24 protein-coding genes, 1 tRNA gene and 1 pseudogene are annotated in these 25,745 nt (G+C 58.9%); 10 read left to right on the top strand and 16 right to left on the bottom strand.

What is annotated here, in order from left to right; translation table 11 throughout:
• Positions 1-17 precede the first annotated feature (17 nt).
• The 5 genes from HSDC_RS15045 (at position 18) to HSDC_RS15025 (ending at position 3,207) form a co-directional block, all read left to right on the top strand.
• Positions 18-794: an amino acid ABC transporter substrate-binding protein gene (locus HSDC_RS15045; protein ID WP_082920072.1), complete on the top strand. Its 777-nt coding sequence runs from the start codon at positions 18-20 to the stop codon at positions 792-794.
• A 17-nt stretch (positions 795-811) separates the two neighbouring features.
• Entirely contained in the window at positions 812-1,486 is a 675-nt protein-coding gene (locus tag HSDC_RS15040) for an amino acid ABC transporter permease (protein WP_064700758.1), read from the top strand.
• Positions 1,483-2,235: an amino acid ABC transporter ATP-binding protein gene (locus HSDC_RS15035; protein ID WP_064700757.1), complete on the top strand. Its 753-nt coding sequence runs from the start codon at positions 1,483-1,485 to the stop codon at positions 2,233-2,235. The genes HSDC_RS15040 and HSDC_RS15035 overlap by 4 nt, the downstream gene beginning before the upstream one ends.
• 66 nt (positions 2,236-2,301) lie before the next feature.
• Positions 2,302-2,634: a YqcC family protein gene (locus tag HSDC_RS15030; protein WP_064700786.1), complete on the top strand. Its 333-nt coding sequence runs from the start codon at positions 2,302-2,304 to the stop codon at positions 2,632-2,634.
• A 72-nt stretch (positions 2,635-2,706) separates the two neighbouring features.
• Complete coding sequence (locus tag HSDC_RS15025) at positions 2,707-3,207, top strand: gamma-glutamylcyclotransferase family protein (RefSeq protein ID WP_064700756.1); 501 nt, start codon at positions 2,707-2,709, stop codon at positions 3,205-3,207.
• A 122-nt stretch (positions 3,208-3,329) separates the two neighbouring features.
• Here HSDC_RS15025 and HSDC_RS15020 read toward each other — a convergent pair whose 3' ends face one another.
• Positions 3,330-3,923, bottom strand: coding sequence for an OmpW/AlkL family protein (locus HSDC_RS15020; RefSeq protein WP_064700755.1), 594 nt, complete (start codon positions 3,921-3,923; stop codon positions 3,330-3,332).
• Between the two features lie 281 nt (positions 3,924-4,204).
• On the opposite strand from HSDC_RS15020, the gene HSDC_RS15015 reads away from it, so the two are divergent.
• Positions 4,205-4,498 (top strand): hypothetical protein, encoded by a 294-nt coding sequence (locus tag HSDC_RS15015; protein ID WP_137055344.1) that lies wholly within the window; start codon positions 4,205-4,207, stop codon positions 4,496-4,498.
• 65 nt (positions 4,499-4,563) lie between these two features.
• Here the strand turns inward: HSDC_RS15015 and putP are convergent, their stop codons facing one another.
• The 4 genes from putP to HSDC_RS14995 all read right to left on the bottom strand — a co-directional run bounded on the left by putP (position 4,564) and on the right by HSDC_RS14995 (position 10,853).
• Positions 4,564-6,054, bottom strand: coding sequence for a sodium/proline symporter PutP (gene putP, locus HSDC_RS15010; protein ID WP_064700753.1), 1,491 nt, complete (start codon positions 6,052-6,054; stop codon positions 4,564-4,566).
• A gap of 181 nt (positions 6,055-6,235) precedes the next feature.
• The gene (putA, locus tag HSDC_RS15005; protein WP_064700752.1) at positions 6,236-9,427 is read right to left on the bottom strand and encodes a bifunctional proline dehydrogenase/L-glutamate gamma-semialdehyde dehydrogenase PutA; all 3,192 of its coding nucleotides are present in this window, start codon (positions 9,425-9,427) and stop codon (positions 6,236-6,238) included.
• Positions 9,428-9,613: 186 nt separating this feature from the next.
• A complete protein-coding gene (locus tag HSDC_RS15000; RefSeq protein ID WP_064700751.1) occupies positions 9,614-10,414 on the bottom strand; it encodes a helix-turn-helix domain-containing protein in 801 nt (266 codons plus the stop codon).
• Between the two features lie 67 nt (positions 10,415-10,481).
• On the bottom strand, positions 10,482-10,853 hold the full coding sequence (locus HSDC_RS14995) for a hypothetical protein (protein WP_064700750.1): 372 nt from the start codon (positions 10,851-10,853) through the stop codon (positions 10,482-10,484).
• Between the two features lie 237 nt (positions 10,854-11,090).
• Between HSDC_RS14995 and HSDC_RS17010 the strand changes: the two genes are divergently transcribed.
• Positions 11,091-11,828: an abortive infection family protein gene (locus tag HSDC_RS17010; RefSeq protein WP_073292217.1), complete on the top strand. Its 738-nt coding sequence runs from the start codon at positions 11,091-11,093 to the stop codon at positions 11,826-11,828.
• Positions 11,829-11,850: 22 nt separating this feature from the next.
• A complete protein-coding gene (locus tag HSDC_RS16775; protein WP_137055342.1) occupies positions 11,851-12,540 on the top strand; it encodes a hypothetical protein in 690 nt (229 codons plus the stop codon).
• A gap of 205 nt (positions 12,541-12,745) precedes the next feature.
• Here HSDC_RS16775 and HSDC_RS17105 read toward each other — a convergent pair.
• Both HSDC_RS17105 and HSDC_RS14985 read right to left on the bottom strand, forming a co-directional pair.
• Positions 12,746-12,862, bottom strand: a pseudogene (locus HSDC_RS17105) (capsid assembly protein); the annotation flags it as partial.
• Between the two features lie 144 nt (positions 12,863-13,006).
• Positions 13,007-13,795, bottom strand: a complete 789-nt coding sequence (locus HSDC_RS14985; RefSeq protein WP_137055340.1) for a hypothetical protein — start codon at positions 13,793-13,795, stop codon at positions 13,007-13,009.
• Between the two features lie 506 nt (positions 13,796-14,301).
• Between HSDC_RS14985 and HSDC_RS14980 the strand changes: the two genes are divergently transcribed.
• Positions 14,302-14,931 (top strand): recombinase family protein, encoded by a 630-nt coding sequence (locus tag HSDC_RS14980; protein ID WP_064700747.1) that lies wholly within the window; start codon positions 14,302-14,304, stop codon positions 14,929-14,931.
• Positions 14,932-15,818: 887 nt separating this feature from the next.
• Entirely contained in the window at positions 15,819-16,268 is a 450-nt protein-coding gene (locus HSDC_RS14975) for a BRO-N domain-containing protein (RefSeq protein ID WP_082920071.1), read from the top strand.
• A gap of 311 nt (positions 16,269-16,579) precedes the next feature.
• Here HSDC_RS14975 and rnhA read toward each other — a convergent pair whose 3' ends face one another.
• The 9 genes from rnhA to HSDC_RS14935 form a co-directional block, all read right to left on the bottom strand.
• Complete coding sequence (gene rnhA, locus HSDC_RS14970; RefSeq protein ID WP_064700746.1) at positions 16,580-17,110, bottom strand: ribonuclease HI; 531 nt, start codon at positions 17,108-17,110, stop codon at positions 16,580-16,582.
• A 174-nt stretch (positions 17,111-17,284) separates the two neighbouring features.
• A complete protein-coding gene (locus HSDC_RS14965) occupies positions 17,285-20,692 on the bottom strand; it encodes a hypothetical protein (RefSeq protein WP_064700745.1) in 3,408 nt (1,135 codons plus the stop codon).
• 899 nt (positions 20,693-21,591) lie between these two features.
• Entirely contained in the window at positions 21,592-21,798 is a 207-nt protein-coding gene (locus tag HSDC_RS14960) for a winged helix DNA-binding protein (protein ID WP_219810287.1), read from the bottom strand.
• Positions 21,799-21,868: 70 nt separating this feature from the next.
• A complete protein-coding gene (locus HSDC_RS16550) occupies positions 21,869-22,636 on the bottom strand; it encodes a Rha family transcriptional regulator (protein WP_073292215.1) in 768 nt (255 codons plus the stop codon).
• A 130-nt stretch (positions 22,637-22,766) separates the two neighbouring features.
• Positions 22,767-22,934, bottom strand: coding sequence for a DNA-directed RNA polymerase (locus HSDC_RS16545; protein WP_082920069.1), 168 nt, complete (start codon positions 22,932-22,934; stop codon positions 22,767-22,769).
• Between the two features lie 57 nt (positions 22,935-22,991).
• A complete protein-coding gene (locus HSDC_RS14950; RefSeq protein ID WP_064700743.1) occupies positions 22,992-23,342 on the bottom strand; it encodes a hypothetical protein in 351 nt (116 codons plus the stop codon).
• Positions 23,343-23,432: 90 nt separating this feature from the next.
• A complete protein-coding gene (locus tag HSDC_RS14945; RefSeq protein WP_064700742.1) occupies positions 23,433-24,758 on the bottom strand; it encodes a tyrosine-type recombinase/integrase in 1,326 nt (441 codons plus the stop codon).
• 165 nt (positions 24,759-24,923) lie between these two features.
• Positions 24,924-24,997 (bottom strand) — tRNA-Gly (locus tag HSDC_RS14940).
• A gap of 249 nt (positions 24,998-25,246) precedes the next feature.
• Positions 25,247-25,654 (bottom strand): CBS domain-containing protein, encoded by a 408-nt coding sequence (locus tag HSDC_RS14935; RefSeq protein WP_064700741.1) that lies wholly within the window; start codon positions 25,652-25,654, stop codon positions 25,247-25,249.
• Positions 25,655-25,745 lie beyond the last annotated feature (91 nt).

Here is a 25,745-nt window from a genome sequence, read left to right as displayed (position 1 = left end):
ATGACAGGAGACCCATCATGTTGCGATTCCCAGGTTTTGCACGACACATCGCTCTGGCCCTGGTGTCCGCCGGGGCCATTACCGTGGCCGGCACGGCCCAGGCCGACGCTGAACCTCTCAAGGTCGGGATGTCCGGCGGCTATTTTCCGTTCACCTTCGTCGAGCAGGACACCCTGAAGGGTTTCGAGGTCGACGTGATGGAAGCCGTGGCCGACGAGATGGGCACCGAGGTGGCGTTCGAGACCGCCAATTTCTCCGGGCTCTTCGGCATGCTCGAGTCCGGGCGTATCGATACCATCGCCAACCAGATCACCATCACCGAGGAGCGCCAGGCCAAGTATGCCTTCACCGAACCCTATGTCTACGATGGGGCTCAGGTGGTGGTCAAGAAGGGCAACGAGACGATCTCCGGCGTCGAGGATCTGCGTGGAAAAAGTGTAGCGGTGAACCTGGGCTCCAACTATGAACAACTCTTGCGTGAGTTGCCCTATGCCGACGAGATCGATATCCGCACCTACGAGAGCAACATCGAGCAGGATACCGCCCTGGGCCGTGTGGATGCCTTCGTCATGGATCGGGTAAGTGCCAGCCAGGTGATCAAGGATAAGCCATTGCCGCTCGCACTGGCCGGCAAGCCGTTCTCGGAGATCCGCAATGCGCTGCCGTTCCGCGATACCGACGAAGGACGCGCGATGCGTGATCGAGTCGAGCAGGCGCTTGAGGCCTTGCGTGAGGACGGCACCCTGACGGAAATCTCCGAACGCTGGTTCGGTACCGATATCACGCGACCCTGATACGGTGCCGTGCCCTTATGAATGTTCTCGATTTCGACTACATGCTGGGGCTGGTGCCCATCCTGTTGAGTTACCTGCCGCTGACCCTCGAGATGGCGGCAGCGGGGATGGCGCTGGCCCTCGTGCTGGCTTGCGGCCTGGCGGTGATCCGGGTGCTGAGAATCCCGGGGTTGAATGCGGCCACCATGCTGTTCATCTCCTTCTTCCGCGGCACCCCGCTACTGGTGCAGCTGTTCCTGTTCTATTACGGCTTGCCCCAGCTACTGGCCTTCCTGACCCAGATCAATGGCATCACGGCCACGATCATGGGGCTGACGCTGCACTTTTCGGCCTACATGGCGGAGTCGATCCGTGCGGCCATCGTTGGCGTCGACCGCAGCCAGACTGAGGCCGCCCTGTCCATCGGCATGACCAACGGTCAGCTGATGCGTCGCATCGTCTTGCCCCAGGCAACGCGGGTGGCGGTGCCCACCTTGATGAACTATTTCATCGACATGATCAAGGCGACGTCGCTGGCCTTTACCCTGGGAGTCACGGAACTGATGGGCGCGACCCAGAAGGAAGCGGCCGGCAGCTTTCTGTACTTCGAGGCCTTTCTCACCGTAGCGGTGGTCTACTGGATCATCGTCGAGTTGCTGGCCTGGGGGCAGCGCCGACTGGAGACCCGACTGAACAAGGCATACCGCAGATGATCGAAATAGCCAATCTGGTCAAGCGCTTCGATGGCACGCCGGTGCTCGACGGCATTGATCTCACCATCGAGCGTGGCGAAATCATCGTGGTGATCGGCCCTTCCGGGACCGGCAAGTCGACCCTGCTGCGTTGCTTGAATTTCCTCGAGCGGCCGGATGCCGGCAAGTTGACCCTTGGGGACCTGCAGATCGACGTCACGCGCGCCAGTCGAGCCGACATCCTGGCGGCGCGCCGGCGCACGGCCTTTGTTTTCCAGAACTATGCGCTGTTCGCCAACAAGACGGCGCTGGAAAACATTGCCGAGGGGCTAATCGTGGTCAACCGCTGGCCCAAGGCGAAGGCGCATGCTCGGGCCAGGGAGATTCTCGAGCGCATCGGGCTGGCCGACAAGGCGGATGCCTATCCGGCCTCGCTCTCCGGCGGGCAGCAGCAACGCGTGGGCATCGGCCGTGCCATGGCCGCCCAGGCTGAGGTGATCCTCTTCGATGAGCCGACATCATCGCTCGACCCGGAATGGGTCGAGGAAGTGCTGGCCCTGATGAAGCAGCTCGCCACCGAGCGCCAGACCATGCTGGTGGTGACCCACGAGATGGGGTTTGCCCAGGATGTGGCAGATCGAGTGGTGTTCATGGAAGGCGGTCATATCGTCGAGCAAGGGCCTCCTTCGCGGCTGTTCAATGCCCCCGAGGATCCTCGCACGCGGGATTTCCTGCGCAAGGTGCTGGCCGGTCAACCAAAGGCGCTCTGAGCGATGTTGGCCCAAGAGGGGCTGTCGCGGGATAATGGCGCCATTGATCGACTGGAGAAATATCCCATGAATGTTCACGAGGAACTCGACACGGCGCTGCGCGAGCTCGAGTCCACCATGCGAGCCGCCAACCTGTGGCGCGTGGAGCGTCCCGAGCCGGCAGCCTTCCAGAGCGCCCAACCGTTCTGCATCGATACCATGAGCCTGCCGCAATGGCTGCGTTTCGTGTTCATTGCCCGGCTCGATGCATTGGTCGAGGCGGAAAGCCCGATGCCGGCGAGTTGTGATGTAGCCCCGGCGGTGGAGGCGTATCTGACTCAGGAAGGAGCGCGCAACAGCGACCGGATCCTGATGGGCAAGGCCGTCGAGCGCATCGATCAGCTGGTTACCGACAACTGAGAGGACGTGGATACGTCCGGTGCCTGGACGGGCCACCATCGGCCGTATCGATCGACAGCCTCTGAGGTGCGAATGCCTTACTATTTCGCTTATGGCAGCAACATGAACCCGGCGCGAGTCGAGGCACGCATCGGTGCTACCCGGCGTGCCTTGCCGGGGGTGCTGGTCGATCACGTGCTACGGTTCGACAAGGCCTCGAAGGTGCCCGGTATCAGCCATGCCAACGTAGCTCCTCGGCAGGGGGCGCGTGTCGAAGGGGCGCTTTTCGAACTGGTGTCTCCCGAGCAGATCCATGACATGGACCCCTTCGAGGGATACCCGCACGATTATCGTCGCCATCGTCTGTCGGTCGAGACCGCTGAAGGCGCCATCGAGGCTTGGGTCTACATCGCCGCGCCGGGTACGACCGCGGGAGCCTTGCGTCCCGCCCAGGAGTATCTCGAGCACCTGTTGCATGGCCAGGCGTTCCTCTCGGCCGAGTATCATGCCCGGCTGTCCGAGGTGCCGACAGTCGCCGGGCTGGATGACGAGACGCTGGCGGCCCTGGGCCTGTCGCGGCACCGCCATCGCTGAAGAGCCTTCTTGCTCGCGCAGGAACGACGAGGCCCTCCGATGTTGTCGGAGGGCCTCGTTGGTGGGCAGGCAATGAAAACGCCGCCGGACATGCCGGCGGCGTGGTTCGATGAGCGCGCGGCTCAGAAGCGGTAGGTCAGGCCGCCGCCGACGGTGAGGGGATCGAGCTCGACCTTGCCCGCACCGTGGCCATGCATGTCGACGTCGCTGTCCACATCGGCGTAGTTGGCAAAGGCGCCGATCATGAAGTGGTCAGTCAGGGCCAGGTCCACGCCCACTTGGCCGGCGGCACCGTAGGAGTGATCGAGGTCCATGCCACTCACCGACTCATTGGAGAAGTGAGTGTAGTTGAGGCCGACACCCGCGTAGGGCTGGACCCGTGAGTCCGTACCACCCAGCGGATAGTAGTTGGCCATCAGGTTGACCGGGGTGCGGTCGAAGTGGCCGCCGGCCATGTCATGCTCGACAGCCTCGGTGCCGTTGAGCTCGACGCCGAACTTGTCGGTGAACAGGTAGCCAAGGCCGTAGGCGATGCCTTGCTCGTCGGACACATTGATGCCCTGGTTGGCGATCTCGCCGTTGTCGCTCTTCACGTCGGACTTGGCATAGCCGCCGCGGACATAGATGTCGCCTGCTTGATAAGCCATGGCTGCCTGGGTGGCGAAAAGGCCGATGGCGGCAAAGGCGGTAGCAGAGATCAGTCGAGTCGCTTTCATGAGGGGATCCTCCCTGTGGTGTTTCGGATGCTGACGTCGGCACGACTGTCGGCGTCATTCGCATCGTTCAGGAAGAATTATAGGAAACACTGTTTCTAAACGTCTTGTAAAAAAAATCTATGGTGTAGATAGCAATATATGGGGTGAATCAATGGAACTTTTTGCTAATGACGGCAATAAGAGACATCTCTTGTACAATATTTGCACATTGTGAATCATGACTCGCCAGCCGGCCAGGAATCGTCTTCACTGAAAGCGTGAAGACGGCGGTGGAGGCGACCGTGATGGTTTGGCCCCGGATCTCTCGAGCCCACCTCGATACCGGAACCTTGTTACTGGCAGCCGGCCTTTCGGCCTGGTTGCTGTGGCGCCCCGAACTGATACAGGGATTGCCGCTGGGCCTGCGCCTGCCCTTGGTGGTCCTGGGGTTCTGGGCTCTCGGCACCTCGTTCGCTCGGCCGCTGGTCGAGGAGGTGGGCATGCACCGGTTGGAAAGGCTGGTCAATGCTGGCTGGAGCCATGGAGCCTTGTGGGGGTTCGCTCTGGTACTCGTCGGACGTGCCTGGCTGCTTTAGCCGGCGACCAAAAAGGGCTCCCGCAGGAGCCCTCTTGTCGCTTCACGAGCGCGCTACGCGCGTTGTCAGCGAGAGATATGCTTGTATTCACCGGCATCGCTGGTCACGCTGCTCACCACCAGAATGGCAATGAAGGCGGCGATGAAGCCGGGGATGATCTCGTACACACCGGGACCGCCCATGAACTCGGCGTTCCAGCCCAGCGAGATCCAGATCATGACGGTGGCGGCACCCACGATCATGCCGGCGATGGCGCCTGCGCCGTTCGTGCGCGACCACATCAGCGACAGAATGATGAGCGGGCCGAACGCCGCGCCGAAGCCTGCCCAGGCGTTACTGACCAGCCCCAGCACCTGGGAGTTCGGGTCCGAGGCTATGACGGCGGCAATGATCCCCACCAGGATGACACTGATTCGGCCCACGCCGACGGTTTCCTTTTCCGTTGCCTCCTTACGCAGGAAGAGACGATAGAAATCCTCGGTCAGTGATGAAGACGCCACCAGGAGTTGGCTGGAAATGGTGCTCATGATCGCAGCAAGCAGCGCCGCGTAGAGGAAGCCGGTGACGAGCGGATGGAACAGCAGGTTCGCCAGGATGATGAAGATCGTTTCCGGATCCTGGATATCCATGCCATTACGGACCGCATAGGCCCGGCCGAACAGCCCCAGAGAGACCGCGCCGATCAGGGAGATGAGCATCCAGCTCATGCCGATGTTACGGGCCACGGGAACATCCTGCAGTTTCCGGATGGCCATGAAGCGCACAATGATGTGCGGTTGCCCGAAATAGCCCAGCCCCCAGGTCACTGCAGACAGCCAGCCGATGAAGGTCAGTCCCTCCGTCCACGACAGCAGGGTGGGGTCGACCTCATTGAGGGTTTGTGACGCTTGGGCGAAGCCGCCGCCGCCTTCGCCAAAGAGCACAACCGCCGGCATGATCACCAGGGCCAGCATCATGATGCAGCCTTGCACGAAGTCCGTCATGCTCACGGCCAGAAAGCCACCCACGACGGTATAGACGAGCACCACGCCCAGCGTGATGATGATGCCCGATGCATAGTCGCTCAAACCGCCAATGTTGAGGATGCCGGAAAACGCGCTTTCGAACAGCTTGCCGCCCGCCACCAGGCCTGAGGCTGTGTAGATCGCAAAAAACACAACGATGACGACCGCCGACACTGTTCTCAACGACATGGCTCGGGTCGGAAAGCGGTTGGCCAGGAACTCCGGAATGGTGATCGCATTGCCATAGTGGACCGTCTGTTCGCGAAGTCGCGGTGCGACCAGCACCCAGTTGAAGAAGGCGCCCACGAGCAGGCCGATGCCGATCCATGCAGAGCCCAGGCCGGAGGCGAACATCGCCCCGGGCAGGCCCAGCAGGAGCCAGCCGCTCATGTCCGATGCACCGGCTGAAAGGGCAGCCACCTGGGGGCTGAGGCCTCGGCCACCCAGGATGTAATCTTCGGATGTGGAGGTCGCCTTGCGCATGGCATACACGCCGATGGCGACCATGAGCGCAAAGTAAGCGAATAGACTGATCCAAACACCAATAGCCATAAAAACTTCTCCAGTTTATTAGGCCGGACGTAGCTCCGACGGATTGTTGGTACGTATGCAGGCCAGCACGTCGACGGCGAGCATCATGCCCGAGGAGCGTGCGACCATAAAGCCGGCGGTGGCACGCTTTTCCATCATGAGTGGCTCCCCTTGGTTTGTTGTTGTTGACAATGCCCGAGGCTCAATCGTCCCCCATGGCAAGCAGTGACGCATTGCCGCCCAGGGCGGCGGTGTTGATGGTCACGGTCTTTTCCGTCGCGAACCGCAGCAGGTAGTGCGGCCCGCCCGCCTTGGGTCCCGTGCCGGAGAAGCCCTGGCCACCGAAGGGCTGGACACCGACCACGGCTCCGATGATGTCGCGATTGACGTAGACGTTGCCGACACGAATCCGGCGGGCGATTTCCTCGGCGAAGGATTCGTTGCGGCTGTGCACGCCGAAGGTCAGGCCATAACCGCGGGCATTGATCGAGTCGATGACGTCGTCCAGTTCCTGGGACTTGTAGCGCACGATGTGCAGGATCGGCCCGAACTGTTCACGCTCGAGTGCCTCGATGCCATCGATCTGGAAGGCCGTCGGCGCGATGAAGGTGCCATCGGCGGTATGGGTGGCGTCGAGCCTCGTCTCCGCGATCAGGCGTCCCTCGCCCTTGAGCTTGTCGATATGTGCCTGCAGGCCTTTGCGCGCTTCCTCGTCGATCACCGGTCCCACGTCGGTGCCCAGGTCGCGTGGGTCACCCACATGCAGTTCGGCCATGGCACCCTTGAGGATCTCGATGACCCGGTCGGCGACGTCGTCCTGCAGGTACAGGACGCGCAGGGCGGAACAGCGCTGGCCGGCACTCTGGAAGGCCGAGTGGATGACATCGTTCACGACCTGCTCGGGCAGGGCGGTGGAATCGACGATCATGGCATTCATGCCGCCGGTCTCGGCCACCAGGGTGGGCAGCGGGGCGTTCTCGCGATTGGCCAGGGAACGGTTGATGACCTGGGCGGTGTCGGTGCCGCCGGTGAAGACCACGCCGGTGATGCGTGGATCGCCGGTCAGCACGCTGCCCACGGTGGGGCCATCGCCAGGCAACAGTTGCACCACGTCTCGGGGCATGCCGGCCTGATACAGGAGCTCGACGACCCGGTGGGCGATGATGGAGGTCTGTTCCGCGGGCTTGGCCAGGACGGTGTTGCCGGCCACGGCGGTGGCCACCATCTGGCCGCAGAAGATCGCCACCGGGAAGTTCCAGGGGCTGATCGCCGCGAAGACGCCCTTGCCGCTCATCACCAGCTCGTTGGATTCGCCCGTCGGGCCCGGCAGCTGGATCGGCTCGCCAAAGAGTTCCTCGGCCTTGGCGGCGTAGTAGCGACAGAAGTCCACGGCTTCACGAATCTCGTCGACGCCGTCGGTGAGCAGCTTGCCGCCCTCTCGGGAACACAGTGCCATCAGTTCGGGCATGTGCTCTTCCATCAGCTCGGCGAAGCGGCGCAGGATGGCGGCTCGATCGGCGACCGGGGTGGCGTCCCAGCGCGGGAAGGCCGCCCAGGCGGCATCCACGGCGCGCTCGGCTTGCTCCTTGCTGGTCCAGAGCACGCTGCCGACCGTCTTGCGGCGGTCATAGGGGCAGGTGACGTCATGCACCAGTGCCGGGTCGGTGGCGACGTCGAAGGCCAGTAGTGGACGTGCCTCGTAGGTGGTATCCATGCACTGCTTCATGGCCCGCATCAGCGGGTCGTAGTGGCTGCGGATATTGAGATTGACGCCCCGGGAGTTGAGACGCTTCTCGCCGTAGATGTCGCGTGGCAGAGGGATCTGGGGATTGGCGAGGCTGTCGTGGTGACGCAGCGTTTCCACTGGGTGCACGCACAAAGATTCCACCGGCACCTTGGGGTCGACCAGCTGGTGGACGAAGGACGAGTTGGCGCCGTTCTCGAGCAGGCGGCGCACCAGGTAGGGCAGCAGGTCCTTGTGGGCGCCCACCGGTGCGTAGATGCGGCAGTAGGTTCCCTGGGGAGCCCGCTTGAGCGCGGCGGCATAGAGTGCCTCGCCCATGCCGTGGAGGCGCTGGAACTCGAAGGGGCGGTCAGCCTCGTTGGCCACCTCGAGGATGGTGCTGATGGTGTGGGCGTTATGGGTGGCGAACTGCGGGAAGATTCGTCCTCGGGTGGCATCCGAGAGCAGGAAGCGCGCGCACACCAGATAGGCGACATCGGTGGCTGCCTTGCGTGTGTAGACCGGATAACCCTCGACGCCGAGCTGCTGGGATTCCTTGATCTCGGTGTCCCAGTAGGCACCCTTGACCAGTCGCAGGGGAATGGCATCGCCTTGGGTCTCGGCCAGGCGATTGATGTAGTGCAGCACCGGCAGGGCGCGCTTGGCGTAAGCCTGGACGACCAGGCCGAAATGTCCCCAGCCACGGCAGGTATCGTGCTCGTAGACGGCGCGGAACACTTCCAGAGAGAGTTCCAGGCGGTCGACTTCCTCGGCATCGATGGTCACGGCGACATCGCGTTCGCGAGCCATGGTGACCAGCTCCAGAGTGCTGGCGACGAGCTCTTCGAGGATCTGCTCACGACGGCCGAACTCATAGCGCGGATGCAGTGCGGAGAGCTTGATGGAAATCGACGGTGGCGGTGTCTTGTCCGACAGTCGGGCGCTGGCCTTGCCGACTCGCTCGATGGCGCGGGCATAGTCGTCGAAGTAACGCTTGGCGTCGTCGCGGGTCCGGGCAGCTTCTCCCAGCATGTCGTAGGAGTAGGTGTAGCCCTTGTCGAACAAGGGTTTGGATCGCTTGAGCGCCTCGTCGATGTCACGCCCCAGCACGAACTGCTTGCCCATGACCTTCATCGCCTCGACCATGGCCCGGCGGATCACTGGCTCGCCCATGCGGTTGACCATCTTGTTGATGAAGCCGGAGGGGCGCCCTTCGTGAGGCTTGTCCATGGTCACCACGCGGCCCGTCATCAGCAGCCCCCAAGTAGAGGCATTGACCATCCAGGACTCGCTCTGACCCAGGTAGGATTTCCAGTCGGCAGGGCCGAGCTTGTCCTCGATCAAGGCATCGGCGGTGGCCTTGTCGGGAATGCGCAGCATGGCTTCTGCCAGGCACATCAGCATCAGGCCTTCATGGGTATCCAGGCTGTATTGCTGGAGAAGCTCGTCGATGGTGTCTACCGCCGTGTCCATCTCGCGGATCTCGCGCACCAGTTCCGCCGTCTTGTCGGCGATGCGCGCGAAGTCGCGCTCGTTGGCATCGAGCGCCTTGATCAGTTCCTCGACATAGGCCTCCTCGTCGACCACATAGTGATCGCTGATATTGGCGAAAAGCGTATCGAGTTCCTGGCGCCAAGTGGCGTTATCCAGCATGTCGTTGGCATTGAGCATGAATCTTCCCCGGTCTGAAGCCCGTCGTCACAGGAGGTGGTTCGTTCCGCCGGCATCAGCTGTCGGCGGACCAAGGGCATCCTATGAGAGTAGGGGGCATTGTTGGGCTCTGCTTGTCGAATCCACGGATGGATTTGACGATTTCAATGCTGTTAACGAAATATGAAGAAAAGGTTAGACGTTCGTCTAATCGTGAAGCGCCGGTGCGCCGAGGGATCGGGACGGTGCGGAGCGCAAGCGGCTCGGGGGATGCCCGAAGGCGCGGCGAAAGGCCCTGGAGAAGGCGCTCTGGTTGGCGAAGCCGGTCAGGGCGGCGATCTCCGAGAGTGGCAGGTGGCTCTCGCGGAGCAGGCGTTCCGAGGTATCGAGGCGCCGGCGCAGCACGTACTGCCAGGGTGAGAGGCCGGTCTGATCGCGGAAGCGTGCCGTGAAGTGGGTCTCGCTCAGGCAGGCCTCGGCCGCCAGGTCGGCGACTCGCAGAGGCGCCCCCAGGTGGCGGTCGATGAAGCGATCCAGAGCGGCAAGATCGAGATGGCGCCCCCGAGAGGGCGGCTCCTGGGCCAGACGGGCATGTAGGGAGCCGAGCAGTGTCGTGGCCAGACGTTCCTGCTGCAAGGCGCTCAGTCGACCTTGCTGGGAAAGCAGCCCCAGCTCGTGAATCATGAAGTCAAGGTAGCGCTCCAGGGGCGCATCCAGCGAGAAGAAGCGAGGGGCGTCGAACAGGCGTACCAGCTCATGCTGATGGCCGGTGAGCGACAGCGCATCTTCCGGCAGGTCGAGGATCAGTTGGTGGTTGTCGCCGGTGCCGGCGTAGTAGTGGACGTGGTTAGCCGGCACGATACAGCCGGACAGTGCCGAAATGGAGCCTCCAAGCCCTTCGATCTCGAATTCCGCCTGGCCGCGCAAGCCGATCACGATCTGATGGAAGTCATGAGCATGGTGATGAACGGCGGTGTCTAGGGGGATCTGGCGGATCGCGCTGGTCATCGCGGGCCTCCGGCGGGGCGAATCCGTGGCATGCACGCTGACATGATAACGGATTCCGCGTTGACGCTCATTCCCCTTCCCGATCACGCCTGAGTCGGGTGCGCGCCGCCAGGTGATCGCGCAGGGCGGCAAGCTCCGCCTGGCCGTCGGCATCGAGAAGCGGCTTGCCCCTTGCCACGCGTCCGTGACGGCCGTGTTCGTCCATCAAGTAGCGGGCGCGACGGCGAACGCTTTCGAGGTATTCGTCATGGCGGATCGGGTAGCCGATGACGGCATTCCACTCGGTCTCGCCGACGCGATTCTCGAGCGCCTTGTCGAATAGGTTCAGCAGGTGCTCGGGTTCGGTGCGATAGCGCGGCGTATGGGACAACAGCAGGATGACGACCATGCCGCCGAAGATCAGCATGCAGACGGCGAAGACGGTCAGGAACAGGGCCATGGAACGCTCGGGGCCGGCAGGCGGCGCGACAGGCTCGAAAGTGGAGCGGGTGAAGGGAATCGCCCTTTTCTCCGCAACTAGTAGTAAAATCAGCTAGTTACGCGGTATCGGTAGTCATCTGTAGCCGCTACTGTAGCCACCCGCGTAGCCAGTGATGCAGAGGGATTGTACAGTCGTGGTTGAGGTACTGGCAAACCGCCCCACTGGCTGGGCTCAGTGAATTCAAAGGAACGATACATGGGTACAGAGTTCCTGCTGGAACATGCTGAATCAATGCAAAATATGATGATAGCCCGTGCTACAGGCGGGGATGCTGCTAATTACGATTATGGCCAAGCTCGAGCGGCCTTACTACAGAGTTCTGATATTGCCCATTTGGTCCCTCGAATGGTGAAAACCTGTAGGTCCCCTTCCCAGTTTTGGGCGCATATTAACCGCTATCCGACTTATGCGGAGCGTCGGGAGTACATTTGGAGTGAGTTTAGGCCGCTTTTGGATAAGTTGGAACAGGTAGGCGCTCCTTCCGATTCCGCCATTGGTGAGGCGCTGGAAAGGTTTGATTCGGCTCATGTACATGCCGCTTGGCAGAAGGCATTGGATCGGAGAGCGTCAGACCCTGAAGGTGCAATCACCATGGCGAAGTCTTTGGTAGAAAGTGTTTGTAAGTATGTCGTTGCTCAGATGGAAGGGAAAGAGCGCGCGGATAATGGTGATGACCTTCCTCAGTTATACCGAAAAGCATCGCATTTGCTTAATCTTGCTCCAGACCAGCACATGGAAGATACCTTTAAGCGTATACTTGGTGGCTGCTCTAATATCGTTACAGGCCTTGGTGAGTTGCGTAATAGGGTTGGTGATGCGCATGGTCAAGGCCCGCGCCCAGTCAAACCTAGTCCTCGCCATGCTGAGCTGGCCGTTAATCTTGCGGGGACGATGGCGTCGTTTCTGATTGCGACTCTTGAAGCTCGTAGTTGAGTGGGTTTTGTCGAGGTGGGTAATGGCCAAGTTTGATAGAAAATTTAGAGCCCCTGTTGTCTCTCTTTCTAAAGCAGATGTCGAGCGTCTTGTGGGTTTGATTTTTGAGGGGTCTGACTGTCCAGATGAGTTTGTTGTGTCTCTAAAAAGTGGAGAGGCAACCTATGAAGTTGGTGATGTTGATTCTTTGTTCGGTCTGGAGGTCCCTGGTAGAGTTGAGTCTCTGATTTTCTATGCCCGATGGGACAGCGGTGGGAGCCATTCTCAACGTAGGGTTATAATTAACTTAGGTATGGACCTGGGGTTTTGCTCAGTTTCTTCAGATGGTGACGAAGTTTGGTTTCGAGGTAAATGTGATCAGGTTGATCGCTATTTGAAGGATAAGGCGCCGTGGTATGCGTCTATATCAGATGCTTTCCCGCGACTGTCAGGAGGAATAGTCGCACTCTTGGTTTTGTCAGGTGTTTATTTTGTTTATCATGGTGCATACTATTTGGTGTCGATATGCCTTATGGCTATCTTTTTTGTTGAATACCTTTTTAAGTTGTATCGAGATGGAAGAGTTTTTCCGCGAGTGAAAGTTGTTTTTGATTCCGGCGATAGAGAGGCATGGAAAGCAAAAGCAATCTTGGTACTAACGGCTATGAGCGTGTTGGGAACTTACTTAGGGGTTGGTGTGAACGTTTACTTTGCACTTTCTACTGGCGGTTAGCCTTCTGCTCGGGGTCTGGAAACAGTCGGTCGATCAATTTACCGCCGATGTCGAACAGACCCCCAGCAAGGACGTTGCTGAGGGCCATAGGTTTCTCCTACTTGATGTGTGGTGGGAGGAACCCGAAGAGGATCGGTAAGCCTATCGCTGAGAACAGTCCCAGGACGGCGAGTCCGACCACAATCAGGTCGGCCATAGGCAGCTCCTAGAGTACGCTTGAGGCCGCCAGACGGCGCTCCACGTCTTTCCGGTAGGCCGGGTCTTTGTGATAGCGCGGGTCTTTCATTGCCTCGGTGAGTTCGGCCACGGACTGGAAACCGTCATTGGAACCTTGTCCCTGACCTTCGCCGCTTCGATTTTAAGGGGATATTTCTAGGTTTTTCAATACTCTATAAGATATACCCTTTCGTTTATTTGCTACATGTGTTTACCACATCAACCCTGGTGCCACACGCAATCTTGACAGCTAAGGCTGGCTAGCCCCTGAACTCATCACTCGATTCTTGGGCTTGACCCTCACAATGCCCCGATAGAGCTCAGTATTGCTGAGGGACAGCTCGGGCAGCGTGGCTTTCCCGCTTTTCAAATCCGCCAGCATCATTGCAGCCGCCTGATCGCAGTAGCGGATGAAGTGGTTCGTTACACAGTCCTTCTTGTCGGCGGAAGCGTAGATTAGGTCAACGTAAGGTGGAAGGTAGCAGTCCTCCAGAAGGGGTTCCGCTCGAGAGTTGAACTCGGGGATGCGGCCAGCCTCGCTATCGACAACCATACCGACGACTCTGCCGTCGCCGGGATTTTTCAGGTGCTTGAGGGCGAGATGCCAGCCAATCAGCTCCGGATTCACTCCTGGTTGAGGTTCCAGCACGACATAGAGTGCAAGGAACTCTATTGGAATCTCTTTCGTGCCTGGCTGGATGGGTGTAGGGCAGTGATAGATCGCTGTGACGGCGATTCGCTTATCATCAAGGTCTAGGTAGTTTGTATCGACACCACATAGGTAACGATAGTTGTCCATGAGGTAAGCCTGGAAGTCTAAACCAGCAGCCCCGTCACGGCTGGTCATCGTGGAGATACGTTTTGGCTTACCTGAAGCCCTTTCGTAGCTTATCTCCGTTCTGGTTTGATGCGGATCGGCATTATCTATTGTGACCGAATCCCCTTCCACATGACATGTGATCTGCGTAACCGGGCCAGCCGTCCTGAAGTATGCCCAGGTGTCACGACGATTCTTCTCTTTCGGTATTTTCTTGGCCATATATTCTCCCATGCAAAAATAAACATCCCGTCTGACTGGTCTCTTAAAAATATCAGGTTACCACTTTGGCTTCCCTACAAGCCCGCTTCACGGATGCCGGTGAGATGTCGAAGTGGTTCGTTGTAGCCTTGATGCTGGAGTTGTGCTCCAGGCGCTACTAATCCACGTCCTCATCCGTGATGACCTTCTCCCTGCTGAGGATCTTCGCCTCAGCCTCGACTTCTTGCCTACCCCCTTGACCAGCTTGTGGTTCACAAAAACAAACCAGGGCACACGGACGAGCAAATAATCTGCAAGCTGTGCGTCCCCGAGGTCCATCCTGTAGAGCCGCATCGGTCTGGCTGTCAATGGGCTTCTGAGACCGTGACCATTCAGGTGTACCTAAGCGAGCACGACCCAAGGAGCTCTATATCCGTATTCACATACATTCATTGACAACCCTAACGAGCACACATATTATGATTACACCCAAACGAATACAGTGCTCGACAAGGGAGTGAACGACGATGGCTTACATCCGCGCCTACCTCCGTGCCTCCACTGATGACCAGAATGCCAGCCGTGCCCGTGAGGCGCTCACCAGCTTCACCAGCGAGAAGGGAGTGACGGTCGCTTCGTGGTACATCGAGAATGCCAGCGGAACCAAAGCCGACCGTACTGAACTGGCGCGACTCATTGACGATGCTCACCCTGGCGACGTGCTGTTGGTCGAGCAGGTGGACCGACTGACGCGCCTGACGAAAGGCGACTGGGATAGACTCAAGGCCGCCATTCAGAGTGCGGGTCTTCGGGTCGTCTCCTTGGACCTACCGACAAGCCACGCGGCGCTTACTGTGGGCAACGGTGATGACTTCACGGGTCGGATGCTCGATGCGGTGAACGCTATGCTTCTCGATATGCTGGCGGCGGTCGCTAGGAAGGACTACGAGGACAGGCGTAGGCGTCAGGCCCAGGGCATCGAAAAGGCCAAGCAGGATGGCCGCTACAAGGGCCGTCCGGTGAATGAGGAACTACATCGACGGGTCATGGAGCTTCGGGAGAAAGGCTTCAGCGTTCGCAAGACTGCCGACATCGTGGGCTGTGGTGTTAGTACCGTCCAACGCGCCATGAAACGAGCCGAGCAGCCCGCACAGTGAGGGATATCGAGCAGCGGAACACCAAGGCAGGGCCAAACGGACCTGCTTTTTTATGTCGTCTTGAGGCCATCCCTTGGTGCATCGGTTTTCACCGGGAACCAGTCAGCGCGGGCGGTCCGAGAAAAGCCTATTCATCCCTTTGCGAATTAGACTCTATATTGGATTAAACCCTTTATAATCAATTCTTTACTTGTGTTATGCATGACCTGTAGCGTTCCCATTGCTGGCGCCTATAGGCGGGCGCCGATGGACTACCACCAGACAGCAAGGAGCCGAAGCAATGCGAATTGAGTTCACACGCTGGGGCATGGAATTCGCCATCATGGGATTGATCGTCAGGCTAGTCGTGGGAGATGTTTTCCTGCGAGTGCCGATGGTCGGACTACTGGCCTGGAATCAATGTGGCCTGACTCTGGATCGGTGGGCAGACGCAAAGCACGACCCAGTTGTATAAGAGATGGCGCTCAAGCTAGGGGGATGGGTGCCGGTGACGTTCATCCCCCTGGGTGGGTGCCTCGAAGATCGACTTCCAGCCACCGCCATTCGCTCGCTCGGGGTGGGTAACGGGGAAGCTCTTCCCCCTTTATACACTCAAATACCGGCTCAGATGTGCGCCAGAAAATGGCCGGGGGATAGGTCAGTAGGAGTCCCTTGGAGTCCCGTTCCTCTGGCGCGGCGATAGGCATATGGAGTCAGGCGAATGTCGGAGTTCCGAGGATCAGCGGGGCCTCGCGGTAGAACCTCACAGGTAGATCACGTTCCGGCGTGTCTACAGTTCGCGCCACAGCGTTCAGCGAGGACGCTATCACCACCGTGGTTCGTTCCCCTGGAGGCGCATCGGTGTACAGACCGTGCCATGTGAGCCAATCCATAGGCCCAACGCCTTGATGGTCTGTCAGATTTTGCGAGAGAACGCCATCGAAACCGCCAGCACCGACATCCGCACCTTCAACCCGAGCGGCCACACCGACATCGACATGGACATCCGCGTCGTCGACTTCGACGGCGAGCCGTGGTTCGTGGCATCCGACGTTTGCAAGGCGCTAGGCGTGTACGTCTATGGAAAAAAGGTCAATTCCTCCATGGCGCTCCGCAAGCTGGACAAGACAGAGAAGAAAGTCGAAGGGGTAAATCGGATTGCCCCCTCGGCGTTCGACCGGCGAATGAAGACCGTCGCACTCATCTCCGAGTCCGGCCTGTACAAGCTGGTCATGCGTTCAGACAAGCCCCAGGCCCGCGCCTTCCAGGATTGGGTCACGAAGGTGGTCTTGCCGAGTGATCTTCTTCGCCTTTCTCACCGACGAGCAGATAGAACAGGCTCACTGCATCCTCCATGACCCTAGTGTCAGCCCTGAAAGCCTCATCTACTGGCCCAAGGCAAGAGCTAGCCTCCCGGTCGTGCCTCAGCCCGAGCAGCTTACGGAGAGCTAGAGAGTCGCCTCTGTCGAGGTCTTCGGGACGGCGCTGAAGCATGATCGACATGACAGCGGGCGTTATGAGGATGTCGTCCTTGGTCAGATGGACATTGATCCCCCGCCGACAAACGGTCTTGTAAAGGTGGTGGAGCTTGGTCCGTGGCGTGTTGCCTTTGAGCTGGTGAACGGTGTGGACTTCGATGGCCATGGTTGAGTGCCTCCATTGGTCTGGTTCACTGCGTCGGTATCGAGTGGGCGGGAGCGTTAACCTTCCCGTACTCCTTCACCGACGTGCCTTCAGCGCCAGCCACGGCGAGCGAATCGGCCAGCTCGTTTTCCGGGTGCCCATCGTGACCACGAACCCAATGGAAGCGCACGGCGTGGGTCTGAAGCAGGGCATCAATCTGACGCCACAGATCAGCGTTCTTGACGGGAGCCTTGCTGGCCGTCTTCCAGCCCCGGCGCTTCCAGCCGATCAGCCACTCGGTGGCGCCTTTCTGGACATACTCGCTGTCCGTCGTCAGCTCGACATGAGCGGGTCGCTTCAGGGCGTCCAGTGCCTTGATGACTGCCGTCAGTTCAGCCCGGTTGTTGGTGATCGTGTCGCCCTGGAGCTTACCGGCGATCTTCAGACGATTGCCTTGCCTGTCTATCAGGACAGCGCCCCAGCCGCCTTGTGGGTTGCTTTGGCCATTGTTGCTACAGGCGCCGTCCGTGTAGATGAGGATGGTGGGTTTGGTGTGGTCGGTGGTAACGGTGGTCATGGTAGTTATTCCAATCTAGAACGCACCAACAGCCGAGCACACCCCCGACAGTCCCCAAGCGGCCACTACCATGAAGGCACTGACTGCCGGGCACGACTGGAGATGCGCTCTAGGCTGGATGCTCGGGTGAGAGTGCTAGGAAGCAGTTGTGCGGACTGCTACGAAAGGGACTGGTTAATCTTGCGGAGCGTCTTCTGGCAATCCCATCTCGCCCAGGACTGAGTTTGATAACTGAGTCACGCCGTTTAGGTTCTGGAAGGGCATCAGTCGGGTGAGGTTCTGAACGTCCTCCTGACTTCTACTGAGATCGCCCGAGAGGATTGTCTGCAAGGCTGTGTGAGTAGAGTTCAGAGTGTCAGCAGCAGGGTTGCCAAAGATTGCCCCTGTCGCCTGTCCAGACGACCTATAAGAGAATGTACCGGGGAACACCGTATCGACAGCGGTAGGAACCAGTCCTGACCAGGACGACCGTTCAAAGCTGGCCTTGGCCAAGTTGGCCGTGCTCAGACGTTCCTTCAGATACTCTTCCTGATTCCCCTTACCGACTGACCGGGAGTAGGTCATGGCGGTGTAGCCCAACGTGGACATGAAGGTCGTCGCAGCGAACGTCGAGAACGCCTGGAAGTCCCTCATGTGGAGGTTGTGGAGGAACTGCTTCTCATGAGCGCCGATGATGAATGACCGGAACTGGAGGAACATGCGAGCCACTGGGTGGGCCATCCACTGACGGAACTGGCCGATGTCGTTCTCCTGGACCAATCGGTTGGCGTACCGGAACATCGACTCAGTGAAGTCGGCCTCGGACGCCAAGTCCCACTGGTTGAGGTTCAGGCGTTTGAGCTTGCGGCCTGTCAGTCCTTCCTCCCACTCGGCATGGTTGCGGATGTTCTCAAGGATGCCGTCTACCTGGGCATCGGTGAGTCCGATGGATCGGAGACGGTTCTTGTTCATCAGCTTGCCGGTCCCCCAGGCAGCCTCGGCGAACCGCTGGGCGATCCCGTTGGCCACCGAACGCTTGAGCACCGTGTTGACTGCTGCCATGCCTGACCCAGCGAAGACGGCTCGTTTACTCTTGCGGACGGTGAATTCCAAGCGGTCCAGCCGTCCTTGGTTCAGGATCGTGTCCCGCGAGCCGGTCATGTCGTTGAATCGGTCGAGCTGTCCTGAGCGGAGCCAGTCGCCACCGTAGCCAGTCGCTATCTCGATCTCATCGATCAACTCATGGTCGATCTTCCCGGTCTGTGCATCGCGGATGAAACCCTTGAACCCAGGGACTCCCTTGAACATGGCCTTGATACCGAGACCTGCGGCAGCCACGCCAGCTTCAGGAATCTGAGCGAAGCCTACCTGACCCATGAAGCGCATGAAGGACCAGTCACGGAAGAACTTGAGGGACTGCCCCCACTTGGTGAGGTCAGCTTCATTGGGCATTCCCATGATGGCCCGGTACATACGGTCGGCCTCAGCCAGCTCTCGGTTCATCTCCTTGGGGTCCATGCCCTGGCGATAGCCGATGTCCCTGGCTTTGTTCAGTAGGGTCTCCCATTCACCGTGGGACGTGATCCCGTCGGAGAGTCCGGGAATCCGATAGCGGGCCATGGCGAGCGCACCTGACATCTTCCGGGTGTATCCTGCCATGAGGTCGTGAGCGTCTCGATTGAACAACTCGCGGACGGACACTTCGCGTGACCCCTGACCATACTCCGGGTTCCGGCGCAGGTTCATTGAGAAGCCCGTCTCTAAGGGAGTGCGCGATTTGCCATGCTTCTGGCCGCCCTCGCTCTTACGGACGGTGAGGGAATCCACGATGTCATCGATGTCGGCTTCGCTCAGGCTGTCCCCATCGACGTTGTTCTTGAGGAATGCCTTGATTTCCTCACCATCGCCACTTGAGAGGATGCGAGCCGTATCACCGCCCATTCCTGCGTCCATGCTCCTGATGGTCTTCAGGTATGCTCTACCGGCTTTCTGTGCGGCTTCATCCGTGATGTCGTCGGCAGCGTTCTTGATGGATCGAGCTATCAGGGTCTCGATGTTGGTCGTACCGAACTCCCGGACAAGGCTGCGGACTTTCCCCAGGTCGAACTCACGGGGAACGTAGAAGGGGTCTTCCTCCAGTGTCCCAAAGCCTTTCACCGGGCGACCGTATTCCTGTCGATAGGCCATCGGTTGGTTCAGGTCTCGTCGGAAGTCATCCAGGATTTTCCTCATGACATCGCCTTGGCGAGCGACGGCAGGGTGAACATCGGTGGTCAGGCCCTCGACGTAATCCGTGACCTGCTCATTGAAGACCTTGGCCATCTCTTCGTTGTAGAAGGGCTTCCACCGATTGCCCTGGCCCTCGGCCTTCACCCACTCACGGAAGTTTGGCTGCCAGCCACGCATCCACTCGTTCGTGACCTGCATCTCCCGCATCCGCTGACCTTCCGACGCGCTATGGATGACAGCAGCGTTGCGGTCGGTGTACCCAACGCCTTCCTCAGCGAGCGGCTTGAAGATGGCTCGGGTGGCTGGGTTCTCGGAGGACAGGCCCATGGACATCGATGAGAATCGACCCTTGGAGAATGCTGCTCTCGGAGCAATCGACGGGTCTTTGTCTACGGCGGTCAGGAAGCTGTCGATGGAAATGTCATCATCCCTGATAGGGATTTCCCGTGACACGGCAGCAGCGCCCGCGTCTCCAGGCCCCGCCTGGGAAGGGGAGAATTGAGCGTCACGGATCATCTGTCCGACACGTTCTTCAGCTTCTCTCTTGAGTCCCTCGCCAGCCTTCCGAAGACCCTCGGCCTCAGCCTGAGTCGATGGATTGCGGGATAAGGCAGACATACCACCGCCGATGCCGAAGCCCAGGCCAGCCGCGTACAACAGGTTCATGTTGTCGTAGATCGGCTTGTTCTGGCTGATAGCCGCCTCGACTGCCAAGTTACCAGCGGCACCGGCAGTACCCGACCGGATGATACGTCCGGCTCGACTGAGGTTCTTCGCTGCTGTACCGACCAGACCGGCAGGGCCGAAGGCTGCGGACGCTGCGGCACCAATGCCCCAGGCAGCGGGATCGGTCAGCGCAGCGCCTACCCGAAGGCCGACACCAGACCAGCCCATCTTGGCCAGCTCCTGCTCTCGCTCGTAGTCCTTCCGGTACTTCCTCTCCAGGTAGTCAGCTTCCTCCTGAGACTGCGCCTTGGCGATATAGTCGAAGGCGTCTTCAGGAAGACCCTCAGCCCTCTTTTCGAGAACGTCGGCGCTCATCTCGAAGTCAGGATCGGGGGTGAACTCCTTGTTCCCCATGAGCCGGGGAATCCACTCTTGCTGGGTCGCAAGGTCGATCCCTTCGATGAGGCCGGGAGCCTCGTCTTCCATCTGCTGTTGTTCACGCCGACGTTCCTCATCGGTCTGACGAACGAGAGGGACTGACTGGCGGGCAATCTCTTGGCCCTCGGTGGGGTTGTCGAGACCGTCATACTCAGTATCTACCCCCTGGCGAGGGCCGAGCATTATCTCACCGAACAGCTCGTAGGCTCGTTCGCGGTGCTGTTCTTCAGGAGTTTGCGGGGTGGTGGCGATGTATTGCTGTGTCTTCATTGAAGGTCGTCCTCATTGTCGGAGACAGTCGGTTCCCTTCAGCTAGGCGGACCAGCGAGACGGACGAAACCGCCAGACTGACCGACTGTCTTCGAGAATGCCGCTGGATTCGATAGTGATCGATGGAATATTCCTGACATGCTTCTGTAGCAAGCCGGAACCTCGGCCCAAGGGAGAGGCCGTTAGATGGTCAGCAGGGGAGGCTGACGAGATGTCGGTGGTTGGACCATTTCGGGCACAACAATGCTGGTACTTTCAGTCGTCCCGAACCATAGACCGAAGCGAATCACTGGAAGTATCAGTGTGAGATGTAATTTCATCCATGTCAGAACCAACGAGCGAAGCGAGTTACTAGCCTCGGACTTCTAGGCCGACTTCTGGTTAGCTTGACGATAACGAATAGCGTTAGTCCAGAAGACTCACTAGGAGATGATCTATGGAGTCTCTTATAATTGGTTATTTCTTTAGGATGATTATCCTGCAAGGAGGCTCTGAAAGGTGAGCCTCTAGATTCACTAATAGAAGAACTAAAAGCCATTTCGAGATTGACCCCATCCATTCGATCATCATGGATGAGTCCCCGGCCCCCTCGACGACGCCATTACCTCCGTCGCGGGCCTTCGGTCGATGTTATCCGCGTTCGCTTGCGACGGCTCAGGGCCGCCCGTTACTAACGTCGCATCGAAGGACAAACAATCTCCCGACCTTGAGCGAACTCAACGCCGGTCTTTCGTTGCAGCTCGCAGAGCGAGTGCGGGTGTTGCTGTCGTTGATGTGGTGGGTGGTGCATACGTCCTCAATCGAACGCTGTTGGGGGTGGGTGACATCCTTCTGTTCTCCATAGGTGGGCCGTAATCATTGGTTATAGTTTCGTTTCCGTCATATATAAAAAATGAATATCACCTCACCGCATTGGCAAGACTGCTCGCCAATTCTTCGCCTTTTTCGGTCAAGTCAACCGTCTTGCGTCGACGCTTTTGGGGATCGATTGCGGTCGTCACCAAGCCGAGTCCCGGTGTCTCCGGCGTCTTCCATTCAGACAAAAGAGCCACACTCCGTGAAACGGTGGGCTGGGGTAGCTCAGTTATCTCTCTGAGCTTCTGCATGGTGATTCCTGGGTGCATAGCGATAAGCACGAACAGGCGGGCCGTATCTACCTGCATATCACTGTGAACTTCACGGATGGCTTGAATGGCTTGTATCACTTGGCTCACAGATGATTTCGTGTACGGCGCTGGTTCGGACATGTTGACCTCTATTGGTTGAGCAGTGGGCTGGTGAATATGAAGCCAGAACAACGGCCTGTTTGACAATGGATGGATCATCCCCGCCTCTACTCGCCGGAGATGGCTTCCCGTATTCATCGTCAGTACGCTCAGTGAACAGATGGCTGTACTTAGCGCGGACCTTGTAGGTGTTGGCTCTCTTGTAGAGATACCCGTAGAACATCAGATCAGACTTGATCTTCATGGTGTTCACACCGGGGAAGGTGCGAACTATCCGATGAAGCGTATGGTTATGCTGAGACGTGACCTTCTCGTAGGTGCTGACACGCTGCTGTGCCTGTTCCTTCTCTTTCTGCTCCTGTTCAAGCTGTTCCTGGGTGTCGGCGGCAAGCCGAAGCGCCTCGGCGAAGGACTGAGGAACCTGGGGCTGGGAGACCTGCTTCTCTAGCTCGAACCAGCGGTCGATCACAGCGGCTCGGCGCTTCACGTCATAGCCGGTGATGAGAAGCTCGGTGTAGTAGCGGTTGAGACGGTACTCCATTTGCTTCCGATTCCGGTCGTCCCGGTAGATGTGCTCAAAATTGAACGCATTGATTTTCAAGGTATCGAGCATCGTGAAGATGTCGCGCTTCACGTTCTTGTGCTGCTTCCCCGTCAGCTCCGCGATCTCGCGGCTGCTCATGGTCGGCTCGGTGGTGGTTTCGATTGCGGTGCTCATTGGATTGCTCTCTCAGTTGTCGAGGGCTGTTTCGATGGGTGGACGTTTCGGTTGTCCAAAGGTGGGCCGTAATCACGAAAGCCCCGTCATGCGGGGCTTCAGACTGCTAATAGAATGAATTGCGGATAGGTCAGGCGAAGAAAAAGTCAGACTCCATCACCTGCTCCAAATCCAAGGAGCCTTTCTTCGGGAGGTCGGGCAGCTCAACGTCTTCTGGTAGCTGCTCTTCAAGTTCCTCCTTGAAGTCAGCGAGTACGTCCTGCTCGGTGTACATCTCGATGAAGGCTTCCCTGAGCATGTCGGCGAGTGCCCACGTTTCGAGCCGAGGGACTGCTCTTGAACAAGACGGTGGGGATCAGTCCTTATCGTTAAGCTTGCGGTATTCGGCCATCATCCTGCGGACCTTCTGTTCCCGTTTCATGAGGCGGTTACGATCTTTGGTCGTCAAGTGCGCATCGTTCTCGCCATTCCAGAGGGTGTCCTCTAGTTCCTGTGCTTCTCTACGCATCTGTTCATAGGTAGGGCCTATCCAGAGTTTACGAAACGGGTTGTATTGCTTGAATACGCAGATAATGACCACGACGCCGATGCCGACGCCCAGGAGATGGAGTAGTGTTGAATCAGCCCCTTGACCTGCTTTCACTACGTACCCTGCGGCCAGGAATAGGGCGGCGGCTATGAATGCCCCCAGTGTTCGACCGTTCATACTGTGTCTCTCCAGTCTCCGTTTCCATGGCCGCTGACCCTAGCCCCTGTAAGATGAGGGCATCAACATTCACCGGTGTGGTGAAGACGATCAGTGCAGGGCATCGAGTCGAATGCTCTCGACAGCCTTCAAGCGAGTCCGGTAAGTCGGTCCACGGTTGTAGACCCTGTTCGCGGTAGTAAGCCCTCGCTCGTGACCCGTTACCCACACGATGATTTCTTCGCGTTGACCTGCGTCACCCATGATGGTGATGGCGGTAGTCCTGAACGAGTGAAAGCCGAGCTTGCGGTCGCCCCGTTCGACGACCTGCTTCGACAGGCGGGCGAACCATTGTGAGAACTTCGGACTCTTCTTGCCGTCACGTCGAGTGGATGCTTCAGCCTCGGGGAATAGGTACACGGCCCCAATAGCCTTTGCCTGTTCGAGCTGGTCTAGCACCGCTGATTTAATCTCGGAGTGGAGCGGAACTTCCCGTGTGGCGTTCTGGTTCTTCCCCTCGCGGATCGCTAGACACCAGATGCCCTGACGCTGGATGATGTCCGTCACCTTCAGGGAGCACAGCTCATCAATCCGAGCGCCCGTGTAGAAGCCCAAGCGTGGGAGTAGGTAGTAGATGCCTTCGCTCTTTGCCGTGGCCTCGAAGATGGCTTCCACGTCCTCGCGGCTGAACTGGTCGTAACTGCGGACGGTGGCCTTGGGCTTGAGCTGGTGGCCCTTGAACGGGTTGCCGTTCGGCAGCTCTTCCTCCATCGAGTATTCGGCGTGGTGCCAGATGGCCGACAGGCCGGAGAGGTAGTTGGCGATGGTCTGTTTCGTCCTCTCCTCGCCGAGCATCGAGGTAATGAACCCCTTGACCTGCCGACGGTCGATGGAGAGCAGTGTCACGTCATCCTCGCCCAGGTATGCCAGCAAACGCTCCATGGCCAGCTCATTCTTCGAGCGAGTCGAGGGCTTGCGCTCCACTAACGGTGACGCTTTCCAGTCCTCCAGCGCCGCTCTCAGGGTTAGCCGGTAGCGGGTCGGTGTGTCCCCCTGGTACACGCTCTTGAGCGCGTCCTGTTCGATCTCTGGAAGCTGTTCGGGGTCTATGGTGTCGATCAGACTGACAGGGTGGCTCGGGTCGTGGCTGGTGATGGCATCCTTAGCTTCCCTAAACTGATCACGGGCCTGGAGGAATACCCGACGTTGCTGGACTCGGCTGGCTTCGCCCTTGAGTTGGGCTTCAAGGTCGCTCAGGTCGGCAAGCACTCGGTCACGTACTCGACAGGCTTCATCTAGGTCGCCGGTCTGGGTGCTCTGGTTGAGCATCTTCTTACCGAGGTGCTTGGCGAGGATCGGAGAGAGGCGCTTGTTGATGAACCAGACGTTGCCACGCTGGCGAAGGCTTCGGGTGTCGGTTGGCTTGCCCCTGGCCATGAGTCCCCCTGCTGGTGCCATTGATCGAGGTCTGACGGATCAGCCACTTACCGAGGGTAGCATTGGAGCGGGGATCAGGTGTAGCCACTTGTGTAGCCATTACCGTAGCACCTAACCCCATGAAAGGTGGGAAAAATCTTGAGGATCAGGAGCTTATAGTAGGGTTGGAGCGGGTGAAGGGAATCGAACCCTCGTCTTAAGCTTGGGAAGCTTCTGCTCTACCATTGAGCTACACCCGCGAGGTTTCCCAGTATATCCAGAGGGTTAAGGATTACAACCCCGTTCGGCGAGTCTCCCTGGCGTGGGCTGGTGGCCAGGTGGGAGAAAAAAATCGCGAAAGCGGCGAACTTTTTTCGTCAGCGTTGTCTCACCAAGCACAGGCAACATCATCATCGCGATGGCAGTCGCTAGCAATGTTGTTCTGGCTTGCATAATCGATCCCTTCCGCCCCGTCCCTGGGGCGGTTTTTTTTGGTTCGTCCATCGGGCTCAGCTGTGGCGCATGCGCAGGATCGCGTTGAGCACATCGCGACGGGTCACGATGCCGACCAGGCGGGCCTGTTCGGTGACCGGATAGATCTTGGGCTTGGCACCCAGCATTTCCTGAGCCAGGTCGATGATGCTCTTGTTGGGCGTGACGGACAGCACCTCGTGGCGCATCAGCTCCCTGACCAGAGGTGGCTCATCATTGAGGTAGGCGCTTTCCAGTACCTTGCCGAGGACATCCTGTTCGGAGATGAAGCCGATCAGGCGATCGTGCTCATCGACCACGGGCGCCCCGGGCAGGCGATGCAGTGACAATCCTTCGGCCAGGGTGGACACCGAGGTCTTGCCGGAGACCCGGTAGCAGTCGCGGGACATGATCTCGCGCACGATGGTTGGGGCCTTCTTGGGCATGGCGATTCTCCTTGTGCCGAATGGTGATGAGCCTCGCCCGGGCTGATATCCGATGGTCCGGCATGCACCGGAGCGTCGGGTGATCCGGGTG

It is taken from the genome of Halomonas caseinilytica (genome assembly GCF_001662285.1).
Taxonomy (GTDB): domain Bacteria; phylum Pseudomonadota; class Gammaproteobacteria; order Pseudomonadales; family Halomonadaceae; genus Halomonas; species Halomonas caseinilytica.
This window is presented reverse-complemented; position numbering and strand designations above follow the sequence as displayed.